This window comes from Citrobacter sp. Ct235 (assembly GCF_030332305.1).
Lineage (GTDB): Bacteria > Pseudomonadota > Gammaproteobacteria > Enterobacterales > Enterobacteriaceae > Citrobacter_A > Citrobacter_A telavivensis.
In genome coordinates this window covers 20,529-35,485 of sequence record NZ_JAOWIC010000045.1, presented here as the reverse complement: position 1 = coordinate 35,485, position 14,957 = coordinate 20,529, and the positions used below count along the sequence as shown (strand labels likewise).

The window sequence follows — 14,957 nt, the reverse complement described above, 5'->3', positions numbered from 1 at the left end:
TCTTAAAGTTCAAGCTCATGTTGCAGTAGGTTGGCAATCGCGTCTGCAGACGCGGCGTTCACCAGCGCGTTGCGAAATTCTTCATGCATAATGCGACGGGCCAGGCGCGAGAAGATACGCATATGCTGGTCTCCCGCAGCGTGTTTGTTGAGCGTCAGCATGATGATGAACTGCGCCTCATCATCTCCCCAGCGTACGGGGGCTTTCAGGCGCGCGACGCTTATCGTGGACTGCTCAATATGCTCAGATTTGCTGTGCGGAATGGCGAAACTGAAGCCCAGTCCGGTGGAGAATACCGCCTCGCGGGCCCACAGATCGGCTTCCAGTTTGCGAGGGTAGCGGCAGCGACTGGCGAGCAGCAGGTTGTCGGTCATCCCTTTGATCACCTCTTCTTTGCTGCGCCAGTCGCTGTCGAGGGTGATGCACTGGGCGGTGACCAGCGGGGCATCCTGCTGCGTCATGCGGAACTGTGCCAGCAGATGCTCCACTTCCAGCGACGTGCGACAGGCCATCGCCTGATTCAGTAACTGTCGGCAAGCGCGACTGTCGAGCTGTGCCATCCGCGCTTTGGCGGCAGGAATGGAGGGGGCGCTCATGCTGATTTCGTCCAGTCCCAGCCCGACCAGCAGCGGCAGAACGGAGCCTTTTGCCCCGAGTTCGCCACACAGGCCGATCCATTTCCCCTGACGGTGTACTGCCTGCACCGCGAAATCCAGCGCGCGCAGGAAGGCCGGGTTCAGGCTGTTGTAGTGGCGGGTGACTTTGGCGTTATCGCGGTCAACGGCCAGCAGGTATTGCGTCAGGTCGTTACTGCCGATGCTAAAGAAATCAATCTCTTCACAGCACTGATCGATGATGAACATCACTGACGGGACTTCCAGCATAATGCCGAGCGGGATCTTCTCATCAAACGGGATCTGCTCATTGCGCAGCTGCTGCTTGGCTTCCGCCAGTTTCTCTTTAACCCACAGGATCTCTTCCATCGAGGAGATCATCGGGATCATGATTTTCAGGCTACCGTGCGCCGAGGCGCGCAGGATCGACCGGAGCTGAGTGGTAAACAGCGCGGCGTATTCTTCATAAATACGCACGGCGCGATAGCCGAGGAACGGGTTGGCTTCAGCGGGAATATTCAGGTAATCAACGGGTTTATCGCCGCCGATATCCATCGTGCGCACAATAATGCTGCGTCCCTGCGCGGAGTCCAGCGCCTGGCAAAAAATATTGTACAGTTCGTTCTCGCCCGGGGCGCTGATCCGGTCCATATACAGCATTTCGGTGCGAAACAGACCGACCGCCTCCGCACCGTTGCCGAATGCCGCCTGCGCTTCCACGGAGTGGGCGATGTTGGCGGCAACTTCCATTCGGATACCATCAGCCGTGCGCGCTTCCTGGGTCAACCAGACGCGCTGTTGCTCGCGCAGCGCCTCGTGCACGCGGGCTTCCTGCTGATAGTAGCGGCTGACCGGCTCGTCAGGCGCGACCACCACCGCCCCTGCATTGCCGTCGATATAGACCTCTTGTTGCAGCCATGGGGTTAAGGCATCAGTCGCGACGCCAACCAGCGTTGGAATGTTGAATGAACGAGCCAGGATCACGGTGTGCGAGGTGGTACCGCCGCTTTTCAGCAGCAGGCCTTTGAGGAAGGTTTTGTCCAGTTCGAGGAACTGGCTGGGCGTCAATTCATCCGCCATGCAGACGGTCGGTTGGGTCAGCTTTCCGGGGGCCGGAAAGCGTTTTTCGCCGTAGATGTGTTGCAGCAACTGGAAGCAGACGTCACGCACGTCCAGCGCGCGTTCCTGCAAATAGCTGCTGCTGGAACGGGCAAACTCTTCGCAGAAGTGGTTAGCGCTGTCGACAATCGCCTGTGCGCAGCTTAAGCCGCGAGAAACGCCCGTCAGCAGATGCTGACGCAGGGAGGTATCGCCTGCCAGCGAACGGTGGGCTTCCAGAATAGCGCTGGTGTCGCCGTCGCTGTCGAGCAAACGAAATTCAATGTTTTTCACCAGTAGCGTTAAGCCGCGATCCAGCGCCGACTGCTCGCTTTCCACATCGCTTGCCGCAGGGAGTTCGCCGAGCGCATTGAGATCCAGCGAAGAGAGAAGCGTCAGGATGCCGCCCGCGCTGCCGCTGCAAACGCTGCGGGCGCGGAAAAGCTGCGGTTTCAGGTGGGTCAGCGAGGCCGGTAGCGGTTCTAATTCGCTGTTGTTGACCTCAGCCAGCGGCGCATCGCAGTGGGGAAACTCGTCGCACAGCCACTGGCTCAGGCGCTGATGGGCATCGGCTTCATCCGCGCCGGTAATCAGCAACTGGCAATGGTCGCCGGCCAGCGTATCTGTGCCAATCAGCGCCAGCGCGCTCTTGGCGTTGCCTTTACGATCGGTTCGTAGGTTGTGCCACTCAATGTGTGAAGTAAAGGTATTACACAGTGTCTCAACATGGCTTGCCGGGCGTGCATGAACGCCATTGGGCAGCTCACAGGTAAATTCCACAATCAGGGCCATTGCCTCTCTCCCATAACGGTTTTCTGCCTACAGGATAAAAGGCCTTGGTTGTTCGCTGCCATGTGACAATTCTGCCAAAAACTGGACAAATGTAATGTAAGACGAAAAGTGGGAGATAGTTCACAAGTCGACGTGATATCCATAAATCTTCCTATTTCTCAACTTATGAGGCGGATCTCATTTTTGTACTGACATTACAAAAATCCAGTAAATGGCCTTTTTATCCACTGTCTGCGCCCTTGCGGATTGCCTATTGTTTGCCACAACAACGTTATGGACATGGGCAAACATGTGCCCGGGAGCGACTTATGAATGAGTTGGTACAAATCCTGAAAAACACCCGTCAGCATCTGATGACGGGGGTGTCGCATATGATCCCCTTTGTGGTCGCGGGCGGCATATTACTGGCAGTCTCCGTCATGCTGTATGGCAAAGGCGCGGTGCCTGATGCCGCGACCGATCCGAATCTCAAAAAACTGTTTGATATCGGCGTGGCCGGGCTGACGCTGATGGTCCCTTTCCTTGCGGCGTACATCGGTTATTCCATTGCCGAACGCTCTGCCCTGGCACCGTGTGCGATCGGCGCCTGGGTGGGCAACAGCTTCGGCGCCGGGTTCTTCGGGGCGCTGATTGCCGGGATTATCGGCGGCATCGTTGTGCACTACCTGAAAAAAATCCCGGTTCATAAAGTGCTGCGTTCCGTGATGCCGATCTTCGTGATTCCTATCGTCGGGACCTTTATCACGGCAGGCATCATGATGTGGGGGCTGGGCGAACCCGTTGGCGCACTGACCGCCAGTCTGACCCAGTGGCTGCAGGGTATGCAGCAGGGCAGCATCGTGATGTTGGCGGTGATTATGGGGCTGATGCTGGCCTTTGACATGGGTGGCCCGATCAACAAGGTTGCCTACGCCTTTATGCTGATTTGCGTGGCGCAGGGGGTTTACACCGTGGTGGCCATTGCGGCTGTTGGGATCTGCGTGCCGCCGCTGGGCTTAGGGCTGGCGACGCTGGTGGGGCGTAAAAACTTCTCTTCTGAAGAACGCGAAGCCGGTAAAGCGGCGCTGGTGATGGGCTGTGTCGGCGTGACCGAAGGGGCGATTCCTTTCGCCGCCGCTGACCCGCTGCGCGTCATTCCTTCCATCATGCTGGGCTCGGCCTGTGGCGCGGTCACTGCGGCGCTGTTCGGCGCGCAGTGTTACGCCGGTTGGGGCGGACTGATCGTTCTGCCGGTGGTTGAAGGCAAACTGGGCTATGTCGCCGCGGTGGCGGTGGGGGCGGTGGTGACGGCTGTCTGTGTGAACGTGCTGAAAAGTCTGGCGCGCAAGAATGTCTCTCAGACCGACGAGAAAGAAGACGATCTGGATTTAGATTTTGAAATTAATTAAGTGAGGAGTGGCGTCATGACGAAAATTATTGCAGTAACCGCATGTCCTTCAGGTGTTGCACATACCTATATGGCCGCTGAAGCGCTGGAAAGCGCAGCCAAAGCAAAAGGCTGGGAAGTGAAAGTTGAGACGCAGGGCTCGATTGGTCTGGAAAATGAACTGACGCCAGTCGATGTGGCGCAGGCCGATATCGTCATTCTGACCAAAGATATCGGGATCAAATTTGAAGAGCGTTTTGCAGGTAAAACCATCGTACGCGTCAACATCAGCGATGCGGTGAAACGCGCTGACGCGATCATGAACAAGATTGGTGCGCATCTGGCGCAGACTGCGTAACCGTTTTGTTTGCCGGATGGCGCTTCGCTTATCCGGCCTACGAATCAGAGCAAGTTTTAAGTTTAAGGGGCAACCTCATCAGGCGTCATCGTTGCAGGCAGTTTGAACACGGACAGCGCACAGGAACCCGAGCGTACACGTAGTACGTGAGGGTTACGAGCACTGCCCTGGTTCAAAATGACAAATAAGATAGCCTGATAGGTTTGGCCCCACAGGAGTCCCTCATGACCAACCGTATCCATCGTCTCAAAACCGCCCTTTTTAAAAATAACCGTGAAATCTCACTTGAGCGTGCTGTGTTGTATACCGCCAGCCATCAGCAGACAGAGGGGGAACCGGTCATTTTACGTCGGGCGAAAGCGACGGCTTATATCCTTGAGCATGTCGCGATTTCGATTCGTGATGAGGAACTGATTGCCGGCAACCGTACCGTTAAGCCGCGTGCGGGCATCATGTCGCCGGAAATGGATCCGTACTGGCTGCTCAAGGAGTTGGATCAGTTTCCGACCCGTCCCCAGGACCGTTTCGATATCAGCGAAGACGATAAACGCCTCTATCGCGATGTGCTTTTCCCTTACTGGGAAAAACGGTCAATGAAGGATTTCATCAACGGTCAGATGACGGATGAGGTCAAAGCCGCCGTCAGCACCCAGATTTTTAGCATCAACCAGACGGATAAGGGACAGGGACATATCATCATTGATTATCCACGTCTGCTGAATCACGGGCTGGGTGAACTGGTCGAGCAGATGCGCGTGCACTGCCAGCAGGCACCGGATAACGTCTTTTATCAGGCGGCGCTGCTACTGCTGGAGGCATCGCAGCGCCACATTCTGCGCTATGCCGTACTGGCGGAAAGTATGGCTGAACGCTGCCCGGACGCCACGCGTCGCCAGGAGTTGCTGACTATCGCCGCCAACTCGCGGCATAACGTGCAGCATAAGCCGCAAACTTTCTGGCAGGCGTGCCAGTTGTTCTGGTACATGAATATCATTTTGCAGTACGAATCCAACGCCAGCTCGCTGTCGCTGGGCCGTTTCGATCGGTACATGCTGCCATTTTATCAGGCGTCGCTGACGCAGGGGGAAGACCCCGCATTCCTGAAAGAGTTGCTTGAATCGCTGTGGGTGAAATGCAATGACATCGTGCTTCTGCGTTCGACCAGCAGCGCGCGCTATTTCGCCGGCTTCCCGACCGGGTATACCGCGCTACTCGGCGGCCTGACGGAAAATGGCCGCAGCGCGGTAAACGCGCTTTCGTTCCTCTGTCTGGATGCCTACCAGAGCGTGCAGTTACCCCAGCCGAATCTGGGCGTACGCACGAACGCGCTGATTGATACGCCGTTTCTGATGAAGACCGCCGAAACCATCCGTCTGGGGACCGGCATTCCGCAGATCTTTAATGACGAAGTGGTGATCCCGGCATTCCTCAACCGGGGCGTCTCACTGGAAGATGCGCGTGATTACGCGGTGGTGGGGTGCGTGGAGTTGTCGATTCCGGGCAGAACCTACGGCCTGCACGATATCGCCATGTTCAACCTGTTGAAGGTTATGGAGATAAGCCTCTATGAGAACGAAGGCAATCGCGAGCTGACTTACGAAGGCCTGCTGGCGCATATTCGCGCCAAAATCAGCCACTACATCACGCTGATGGTGGAAGGCAGCAATATTTGCGATATCGGTCATCGCGACTGGGCGCCGGTGCCGCTGCTCTCCTCGTTTATCAGCGACTGTCTGGAGAAGGGATGTGACATCACCGACGGCGGCGCGCGCTATAATTTCTCTGGTGTGCAGGGTATTGGTATCGCCAATCTGAGCGACTCTCTGCATGCGCTGAACGGACTGGTGTTTGATCAGCAGCGCGTCAGTTTCGACGCGTTGCTTGCGGTGTTGAAGGCCAACTTCGCCACGCCGGAAGGGGAAAAGATCCGCGCCAGGCTCATCAACCGCTTCCAGAAGTACGGTAATGACATTGATGAGGTGGACAACATTAGCGCCGAACTGCTGCGTCATTACTGCAAAGAGGTGGAGAAATACCAGAATCCGCGCGGCGGCCAGTTTACGCCGGGCTCTTATACCGTTTCTGCACACGTTCCGTTGGGGGCAGTGGTGGGGGCGACGCCGGACGGGCGTTTTTCCGGAGAACAACTGGCAGATGGCGGCCTGTCGCCGATGCTCGGACAGGATATGCAGGGGCCGACGGCGGTGCTGAAATCGGTCAGTAAACTGGATAACACGCTGCTGTCCAACGGGACGTTGCTGAACGTGAAGTTCACGCCCGCCACGCTGGAAGGAGAGGCGGGATTACGCAAGCTGTGTGATTTTTTGCGCGCCTTTACCCAGCTAAAATTGCAGCACATTCAGTTTAACGTGGTGAATGCCGAAACGCTGCGGGAAGCACAGCTGCGACCCCAGGATTTCGCCGGGCTGGTGGTGCGCGTGGCGGGGTATAGTGCCTTCTTTGTCGAGCTGTCGAAGGAGATCCAGGATGACATCATTCGCCGCACCGCGCATCAGTTGTGAGGTTGTGGAGTCGCGCGACGAGGAGGTTGCGCGCATCTTCAATATTCAACGCTATTCGCTGAATGACGGTCAGGGGATCCGCACGGTGGTTTTTTTTAAAGGCTGCCCGCATACCTGCCCGTGGTGCGCCAATCCGGAATCTATCTCGCCACGGATTGAAACGGTGCGGCGGGAAAGTAAATGTCTGCACTGTTCGCCGTGTCTGCGTGATGCCGATGAATGCCCGTCCGGGGCGTTTGAGCGGATTGGTCGCGACATCACCCTGGATGAACTGGAACGTGAGGTGATGAAAGATGACGTTTTCTTTCGTACCTCTGGCGGTGGGGTGACGCTGTCGGGCGGCGAAGTGCTGATGCAGGCGGCCTTTGCCACGCGGTTCTTACAACGTCTGCGGCGCTGGGGTGTGCACTGTGCGATTGAAACGGCAGGCGATGCCCCCGCCCGTCGCCTGCTGCCGCTGGCGAAAACGTGTGATGAGGTACTGTTCGATTTAAAGATAATGGAGCCAGAACGGGCCCGTGAGATTGTGGCGATGAATATGCCGCGCGTGGTGGCGAATCTGCAAATGCTGGTGGAAGAGGGCGTGAACGTGATCCCCCGCTTACCGCTGATCCCCGGCTACACGCTCACGCAGGAGAATATACAGCGTGCGCTGACGTTGCTGTTATCGCTTGGTATAAAGCAACTGCACCTGTTACCGTTTCATTTATACGGTGAACCGAAATACCGGTTGCTTGGGCAGCAATGGTCAATGAAGGACGTCCCTGCGCCAACGGAGCAGGTTGTCGCCCAGGTGCGCGCGATGGCGGAGAATGCTGGCTTTCAGGTCACAACAGGAGGGTAATATGTCCGTTTCAACAGGGCGATATCTGGTCGCGGTGACGGCCTGCGTAAGCGGCGTGGCGCATACCTACATGGCGGCTGAACGACTGGAGAAGTTGTGCCAGCAGGAAAAGTGGACCATCAAGATTGAAACGCAGGGGGCGCTCGGCACAGAAAATCGCTTAACTGAAGATGATATCCGCCGGGCGGATGCCGTGCTGCTGATTACCGATATCGATCTGGCGGGCGCGGAGCGTTTCACCCAGTGCCGCTATGTCCAGTCCGGGATTAACGCCTTTCTGCGCGAACCGCAGCGTGTGATGAGCGCGGTACGTAAGCTACTTTCCGCTCCGCAATATACCCACCTTATTCTGGAGTAATCTGCTTTTCCGTTAGCTGGCTGTGATACTGACGACGATATTCTGACGGTGAGCGTTCGGTATTTTTACGAAACAGGCGGCAAAAGTAGTTACTGTCGACAAATCCACAGGTGTGAGCCACCTCTTTGATCTTCAGATCGTAGCCTTTTAGCAATGCTTTCGCGTGCTCCAGTCGCATATGGTTCAGGTATTCGTTAAAGCCGGTGGCCCCGGTTTTTTGAAACAGGTGCGAGAGATAGTTCGGTGAGATATAGAACGCCTGCGCTACCGACTCCCGGGTAAGCGGTGATGCGTAACGCTCGTCAATGTAGTCGCGGATAGCCTCAAATAACGCCTGACTGCGTGAGGCGGTTTGAATCTGGCTGCCAAGCAGATCGCGACAGTGGCTGAGCAGGCTGGCGACAATCAACCGTGCTGTCTGCTGCTCCTGTGGTTGCATCTGCATTTCATTGAGCGTCTGTAACAGAAAGGAACCGATACGCGGTCCACGGCGCGCCACGTGCTGTTTGACCAGGTTCTGGTACGTTTTCCCGTCCCATTGCACAACGCTGAACCCCAGCTGTTGTTTGCCAAACAGAATACTGAGCGTGATGACGGGCACTTGCCATTGCGGGAGGTTCCAGCCGCCAGCCGGTACATAGAGCACATCGCAAGGCGTGAGCGTATCGGTAAGGCTGGCGTCGGCCAGTTCACCTTCCAGTACGATTTCCAGACGGGGAAAATCGACCTGATACGCCAGTTCCGGGATGGGGGTGAGCGTACTGGCGAAGAAAATCTGGCGCAGCGGCGAGGGGCCATGAATCAGGCGGGAAAGAAGATGGCTGACGTCTTGATACATGATGATCCCTTGCGTTGCGCAGACAGGGAAACAGTAACCGCCATGGTGAAAAAAGGCCACTCTAAAAAGAGTGGCTTGTTGAATCACTTACTGATTTCCTACCTGCTCGCCATACGGCAGGCTGTCGTAGTCAATCAGCGCATTTTTCTTGTACGGGTTGCCAATCCAGCGCGTCGTTTCTTTGAACTGCGGGCTGGTGAGGGAACGCGTCGGATCGAAACCGTCGTAGGTCAGGCCAGCTAAGTCGGACCAGGTGTGGATCAGTTCCGAACTGCTGTACTTACGATTCACATCCTGTGATAAATCACGCGGATGCGCGGCCTGCCATTTCTCTGAAGTCCACAGCAGGAACGGCACGGTATACATGTGACGCGTCGGGTTGTCCTCGTTGCGACCCTGTGTTTTGTGCGGCGGCGTGTCATACACCTCTTCACCATGGTCAGAGAAATAGAGCAGGAAACCGTTCGGATCGGTTGCTTTATAATCCTTAATCAGGCTCGCGACGACCTTGTCGTTATACAGGTTGGCGTTGTCGTAATCGTTATACGACTCCTGCTCTTCTGCGTTCAGGCCCTGCGGGAGGTGATCGGTACTGCCGTCGAATTTGCCCTGGTCTTCCGGATAGCGGAATTTGTACTTAATGTGCGTGCCCAGCAGATGAACAATGATGAACTTTTTCGGTGCAGGATCGGCCATGATTTTCTTAAATGGCGTCAGCACGTTAGTGTCATATTCGCGCGCGCTTTGCGTACGCTGCTGGTTCATATAGAACTGCTCGTCGGTCTGCTTAGAGAAGACCGTGAGCATGGTGTTACGGGCGGTCATCGTCTGCTGGTTTGTGATCCAGTAGGTTTTGTATCCCGCCTGTTTCATCATGTTCATCAGCGACGGTTTCGTCAGATACAGGTCCGGGTTCTTCTCGTTCGCGAAGGTCAGCGCCTGTTGCAAGATTTCGATCGTGTAAGGGCGTGAGGTCACGACGTTATTAAACACGGTCAGATTCGGGTCTGACTTATGCAATTCGTCCAGTTCCGGTGTGGTTTCACGCGGATAACCGTACAGACTCATGCGGCCACGCTGGGTAGACTCGCCAATTACCAGCACCAGCGTGCGCGGTGCGTCGCCGGAGTTGTCTTTAAAATTGGTCAGCGGAGGCAGAGCGTGGTTCTGGCTCAACAGGTTGTTGAGTGAGGTCAACTGGCGCTGATACTGATAATACCCAATGACAAACTGCCACGGCGCGGCCGGTTCCATACGCGAGGAGAGGCCGCTTAGCGTCTTCTCATACGGTGAGTTGCCAAACGCAGAACGAACCACAAACGGGTTCAGGATCAGTCCGTATAGCAACGCAAAAGAGACGAGCCAACGCCAGCGTCCGGGAATATAGACGGGGCGCAGTCGCGTCCAGAGAAATACGGCGACAACGGTATAAGCCAGCGCAATGGCGATGATTTTCAGACTGAAGTACTGGCTCAGGTATTCGCTGGCTTCGTTGGCATTGGTCTCAAACATCACGAACAGGACGCTTTGCGAAAACTCTTGTCCGTAGATGACGTAATAACAGAGCGTGGCCAGCGACGTGGCCCACAACACGACGCCCACCACCGCAGCAATAATGCGGGTTCGGTTGGGAAACAGGAAAATCGGGATCAGCCAAAGGGAGCTGTAAAGCAATGAGTCACGCAGCCCGTTGGTGCCGCTGAATCCGGAAACTAAAATAATGACCTGCAGTAATGACGAGAAAAACCAAAAATAGAGAAGCGCCCAGCCAAGGGCTTTCCAGCTAAATGATGGCGTAGACTGGAGGGTAGTGGATTGCATATTGTCAGCCTGTCTTTAAACGTGGTGCCAAACGTAGCGACTAAACCTTAAGAGAATCTGAAGCATCGGCACAAAGGCGCACGTTGCTCTGGAAAAATCTCACGGTGGAAAAAACAGACAGAAATATAGTGAATGTGTGGAGGTTATGACAGCAATATTTCAGCCCCCTCGCGCGCAACAGCACGAGAGGGGGGAAGAGGGTGAAATTAGCCGGTATTACGCATACCTGCCGCCACGCCGGCAATGGTGACCATCAGCGCCTGTTCAACGCGAGGATCGGGCTCTTTGCCCTGCTGTTCCGTCAGTCGTGAGCGGTGTAACAGCTCTGCCTGCAGAACGTTCAGCGGGTCGGTATAGATATTACGTAACTGAATGGACTCGGCAATCCACGGGAGATCGGCCATCAGGTGTGAGTCGTTGGCAATGGCCAGCACCACTTTGATGTCCTCTTCCAGCAGTTCGCGCAGTTCTTTGCCCAGCGGCCACAACTCTTTCGCCACCAGTCGCTGATCGTAATATTCCGCCAGCCACAGATCCGCTTTCGAGAACACCATTTCCAGCATGCCGAGGCGAGTGGAGAAGAACGGCCAGTCGCGACACATCGCTTCCAGTTCGCTCTGCTTACCATCTTCAACCACTTTCTGCAGCGCGGTACCGGCACCCAGCCAGGCTGGCAGCATCAGGCGGTTCTGTGTCCAGGCGAAGATCCACGGAATGGCGCGCAGGGATTCTACACCGCCGGTCGGGCGACGTTTCGCCGGACGTGAGCCGAGCGGCAGTTTACCCAGTTCCTGTTCTGGCGTTGCGGAGCGGAAGTACGGGACAAAGTCTTTGTTTTCACGAACATAACCACGGTACACGTCACAGGAGATGACCGAGAGTTCGTCCATGATATGACACCAGGCGTCTTTCGGCTCCGGCGGCGGCAGCAGGTTCGCTTCCAGAATCGCACTGGTGTACAGCGACAGACTGCTAACGGTGACTTCTGGCAGACCGTATTTGAAGCGGATCATCTCGCCCTGTTCGGTCACGCGCAGACCGCCTTTCAGGCTGCCCGGCGGTTGTGAAAGCAGTGCCGCATGGGCTGGCGCGCCCCCGCGACCGATGGAGCCGCCGCGACCGTGGAACAGCGTCAGCTCGATACCCGCTTTCTCGCAGGTTTTAATCAACGCATCCTGCGCCTGATACTGCGCCCAGGAGGCGGCCATCACGCCGGCGTCTTTTGCCGAGTCGGAATAGCCAATCATCACCATCTGCTTGCCCTGAATCAGACCGCGATACCAGTCGATGTTCAGCAGTTGGGTCATCACGTCGTCGGCATTGTTCAGGTCGTCGAGGGTTTCGAACAGCGGCGCAACCGGCATGGCGAAGCCAATGCCAGCCTCTTTCAGCAGCAGATGCACGGCCAGCACGTCGGACGGCGTTTTTGCCATAGAGATAACGTAGGCGGCAATTGAACCTTTCGGCGCTTCGGCAATGACCTTACAGGTATCGAGCACTTCGCGAGTGTCATTGCTCGGCTCCCAGTTGCGCGGCAGCAGCGGGCGTTTGGAGTTCAGTTCGCGGATCAGGAAGGCCTGTTTGTCCGCTTCTGACCAGCTTTCGTAATCCCCGATGCCGAGGTAACGGGTCAGTTCACCCAGCGCTTCGGTGTGGCGGGTACTTTCCTGACGGATATCAATACGGACCAGCGGTACGCCAAAACATTTCACGCGACGCAGGGTGTCGAGCAGTTCGCCGTTGGCGATAATGCCCATGCCGCAGGCTTGTAGCGACCGGTAGCAGGCGTACAGCGGTTCCCACAGCTGTTCGTTTTGCGTCAACAGACCTGCTGGTTTCGGCAGCTTCTCGCCTTTGAGGCGCGCTTCCAGCCAGGCCTGGGTTGCCATCAGGCGTGCGCGCAGGTTTTTCATCAGATAGCGGTAAGGCTCCGATGCGCCTTCTTCGCCGACCATTGCTAACAGTTCCGGCGTGGCATTGACCATCGACAGTTCAGAAACCAGAACATGAATATCTTTCAGGAACAGATCGGTCGCTTTCCAGCGACTGAGCAGCAGAACGTGGCGGGTGATATCCGCGGTCACATTTGGGTTACCGTCACGGTCGCCGCCCATCCACGAGGTGAAACGTACGGGAACGAAATCAACGGGTAACTGGTAACCCAGATTCTCTTCCAGTTGTTCGTTTAGCTCGCGTAAATAGTTCGGAACCCCCTGCCACAGGCTGTTCTCGACCACCGCGAAGCCCCATTTGGCTTCATCAACCGGGCTTGGGCGCAGCTTACGAATTTCATCGGTGTGCCAGGACTGTGCAATCAGCTGGCGCAGACGGCGCATCAGCTGGTGGCGTTCGTACTCAACGATATCTTTGTTATCGAGTTGCTTCAGACAGGCGTTAATTTCGCCCATTTTGTGGATCAGCGTGCGACGGGTGATTTCCGTCGGATGTGCGGTCAATACCAGTTCCAGAGACAACGACTCCACCGCTTTTTTGATGATGGCGTCGTTTAGATCCGGCTGGTTTTTCAGTTTACGCAGGGTGCGGGCAATCACTTCCGGGTTGCTGGCGCCTTCGCCTTTTGGCGAACTGCTGTGATATTGCTCGGCGGTGTTGGCCAGGTTCAGGAACTGGCTAAACGCGCGTGCGACCGGCAGCAGCTCGTCATTCGACAGATTTTGTAACGTGGTGAGTAACTCCTGGCGATGAGCTTCATTGCCAGCGCGTGAGGATTTAGACAGCTTACGGATTGTTTCTACGCGATCAAGAATGTTCTCTCCCAGCGCATCCTTGATGGTTTCTCCCAGCACTTTGCCGAGCATACTGACATTACTACGCAACGCGGAATATTGTTCGTTCATATTAACCCAGACACCCCATCTCATATGTTTTACCCTTCGTCTTTCGCGCCGCAGATGTGTTGGCTGCGTTTGTGGGCTCCACAAACTTGCCGCCTTCCTGCAACACGAAATACTGTGGGTTTGAGTCCTGTGATCAGGACATTTGTTAATTCATCTCACTTTATAAAGCCACGTAAAAAACCATTCGTCAATTGCGGCGAAATCGCTTCAGCAAACGAATAAATGTCGATAATTTACGAAATTTAACTCACTTTGCGGCAGATAAGTATTACTTATGGAATTGTGACAAAAGTCACTCTCCGGTGTTACCGGAGAGTGATGGAGGTCAGTGCCAGCAGAAATGATGAACAACCTGGGTAATCAGTTCACGCGTCGGTTTGATGAACCGGGTTTCCAGATATTCATCCGGCTGGTGCGCCTGATTGATAGAGCCCGGGCCCAACACCAGCGTCGGACACAGGGTCTGAATAAACGGCGCTTCGGTACAGTAGTTCACCACATCGGTTTTCTCGCCCAGCAGTTTCTCCACTACTTCAACCAACTGATGGTCTGGCGGACATTCGTAGCCCGGGATCGGCGGATGCAATTCGGCAACGGTCAGCCGACCCGGCCAGCGTTCGCTCACCGGTGCCAGGGCTTCTGTCAGCAGGCCATCCAGATCGCCCAGCGTCATGCCCGGCAGCGGGCGGATATCCATATGCAGTTCACAGCAGGCGCAAATGCGGTTCGAGGCATCGCCACCGTGCAGACTGCCCAGATTCAGGGTGGGATACGGCACGGTGAAGGCATCGTAGTGATAACGTTCCTTTAGGGTATCGCGCAGTTGCATAATGCGACCAATGGCGTCGTGCATCAGTTCGATAGCGTTCACGCCACGCGCCGGATCGCTGGAGTGACCGGACTGGCCCATCACCCGTACTGCCGTTGAGATATGGCCTTTGTGCGCGCGAATCGGTTGTAGCGACGTGGGCTCACCGATGATCGCGCAATCGGGGCGAATCGCCGTGTTTTCTGAGAAGTAACGCGCGCCCGCCATGCTGGTCTCCTCATCTGCCGTCGCCAGGATGTAGAGCGGCTTTTTCAGTTGTGTCACATCAACGTCGCGAAGCGCGTCGAGAATAAAAGCGAAGAAGCCCTTCATGTCTGCCGTGCCCAGACCGTAGAGCTTGTTGTCATGCTCGGTGAGGGTGAAGGGATCGCGCGTCCAGCGCCCATCGTCAAACGGCACGGTGTCGGTATGACCCGTCAGCAGCAGGCCGCCCGCGCCCTGTCCGGTGCTGGCCAGCAGATTGAATTTATTGCGGGTTCCCGGGACCGGTTGAATCTCAACGTTAAAACCGAGATCGCTGAACCAACCCGCCAGCAGATTGATTAAAGACTCATTGCTCTGATCCAGCGCTTCTTCGGTAGCGCTGATGGACGGCGTGGCAATCAGCGCGCGGTAGATCTCGATAAATGGCGGTAAGTTCATTTTCATTGTTGACACAC

At 55.9% G+C, this 14,957-nt stretch carries 10 protein-coding genes; 5 read left to right on the top strand and 5 right to left on the bottom strand.

Annotation, left to right across the window (positions count from 1 at the left end):
• Positions 1-2: 2 nt before the first annotated feature.
• Positions 3-2,504, bottom strand: coding sequence for a phosphoenolpyruvate--protein phosphotransferase (gene ptsP, locus OGY35_RS11985; RefSeq protein WP_286632374.1), 2,502 nt, complete (start codon positions 2,502-2,504; stop codon positions 3-5).
• Positions 2,505-2,812: 308 nt separating this feature from the next.
• Here ptsP and OGY35_RS11980 point away from each other — a divergent pair, with 308 nt between their 5' ends.
• From OGY35_RS11980 to OGY35_RS11960, 5 genes are all read left to right on the top strand, one after another.
• The gene (locus tag OGY35_RS11980) at positions 2,813-3,892 is read left to right on the top strand and encodes a PTS fructose transporter subunit EIIC (protein WP_152401261.1); all 1,080 of its coding nucleotides are present in this window, start codon (positions 2,813-2,815) and stop codon (positions 3,890-3,892) included.
• A 15-nt stretch (positions 3,893-3,907) separates the two neighbouring features.
• Entirely contained in the window at positions 3,908-4,228 is a 321-nt protein-coding gene (locus OGY35_RS11975; RefSeq protein ID WP_178827565.1) for a PTS fructose-like transporter subunit IIB, read from the top strand.
• Between the two features lie 224 nt (positions 4,229-4,452).
• Positions 4,453-6,750, top strand: a complete 2,298-nt coding sequence (locus OGY35_RS11970; RefSeq protein WP_286632373.1) for a formate C-acetyltransferase — start codon at positions 4,453-4,455, stop codon at positions 6,748-6,750.
• Positions 6,716-7,594: a [formate-C-acetyltransferase]-activating enzyme gene (locus OGY35_RS11965; protein WP_286632372.1), complete on the top strand. Its 879-nt coding sequence runs from the start codon at positions 6,716-6,718 to the stop codon at positions 7,592-7,594. Before OGY35_RS11970 ends, OGY35_RS11965 begins: the two co-directional genes overlap by 35 nt.
• 1 nt (position 7,595) lies before the next feature.
• Positions 7,596-7,952, top strand: coding sequence for a PTS fructose-like transporter subunit IIB (locus OGY35_RS11960; RefSeq protein ID WP_046493492.1), 357 nt, complete (start codon positions 7,596-7,598; stop codon positions 7,950-7,952).
• Here OGY35_RS11960 and OGY35_RS11955 read toward each other — a convergent pair.
• The 4 genes from OGY35_RS11955 to argE all read right to left on the bottom strand — a co-directional run bounded on the left by OGY35_RS11955 (position 7,939) and on the right by argE (position 14,946).
• Positions 7,939-8,790, bottom strand: coding sequence for a helix-turn-helix transcriptional regulator (locus OGY35_RS11955; RefSeq protein WP_286632371.1), 852 nt, complete (start codon positions 8,788-8,790; stop codon positions 7,939-7,941). The genes OGY35_RS11960 and OGY35_RS11955 overlap by 14 nt on opposite strands.
• An 87-nt stretch (positions 8,791-8,877) precedes the next feature.
• The gene (locus OGY35_RS11950; RefSeq protein ID WP_286632370.1) at positions 8,878-10,611 is read right to left on the bottom strand and encodes a phosphoethanolamine transferase CptA; all 1,734 of its coding nucleotides are present in this window, start codon (positions 10,609-10,611) and stop codon (positions 8,878-8,880) included.
• A gap of 206 nt (positions 10,612-10,817) precedes the next feature.
• Entirely contained in the window at positions 10,818-13,469 is a 2,652-nt protein-coding gene (gene ppc / locus OGY35_RS11945) for a phosphoenolpyruvate carboxylase (protein WP_286632369.1), read from the bottom strand.
• A gap of 325 nt (positions 13,470-13,794) precedes the next feature.
• Entirely contained in the window at positions 13,795-14,946 is a 1,152-nt protein-coding gene (gene argE, locus OGY35_RS11940) for an acetylornithine deacetylase (RefSeq protein ID WP_046493499.1), read from the bottom strand.
• Positions 14,947-14,957: the final 11 nt, after the last annotated feature.

Bases quoted from the DNA above. Each gene is read 5' to 3' on its own strand.
- ptsP (WP_286632374.1), bottom strand. From the start codon at position 2,504: ATGGCCCTGATTGTGGAATTTACCTGTGAGCTGCCCAATGGCGTTCAT.
- OGY35_RS11980 (WP_152401261.1), top strand. From the start codon at position 2,813: ATGAATGAGTTGGTACAAATCCTGAAAAACACCCGTCAGCATCTGATG.
- OGY35_RS11975 (WP_178827565.1), top strand. From the start codon at position 3,908: ATGACGAAAATTATTGCAGTAACCGCATGTCCTTCAGGTGTTGCACAT.
- OGY35_RS11970 (WP_286632373.1), top strand. From the start codon at position 4,453: ATGACCAACCGTATCCATCGTCTCAAAACCGCCCTTTTTAAAAATAAC.
- OGY35_RS11965 (WP_286632372.1), top strand. From the start codon at position 6,716: ATGACATCATTCGCCGCACCGCGCATCAGTTGTGAGGTTGTGGAGTCG.
- OGY35_RS11960 (WP_046493492.1), top strand. From the start codon at position 7,596: ATGTCCGTTTCAACAGGGCGATATCTGGTCGCGGTGACGGCCTGCGTA.
- OGY35_RS11955 (WP_286632371.1), bottom strand. From the start codon at position 8,790: ATGTATCAAGACGTCAGCCATCTTCTTTCCCGCCTGATTCATGGCCCC.
- OGY35_RS11950 (WP_286632370.1), bottom strand. From the start codon at position 10,611: ATGCAATCCACTACCCTCCAGTCTACGCCATCATTTAGCTGGAAAGCC.
- ppc (WP_286632369.1), bottom strand. From the start codon at position 13,469: ATGAACGAACAATATTCCGCGTTGCGTAGTAATGTCAGTATGCTCGGC.
- argE (WP_046493499.1), bottom strand. From the start codon at position 14,946: ATGAAAATGAACTTACCGCCATTTATCGAGATCTACCGCGCGCTGATT.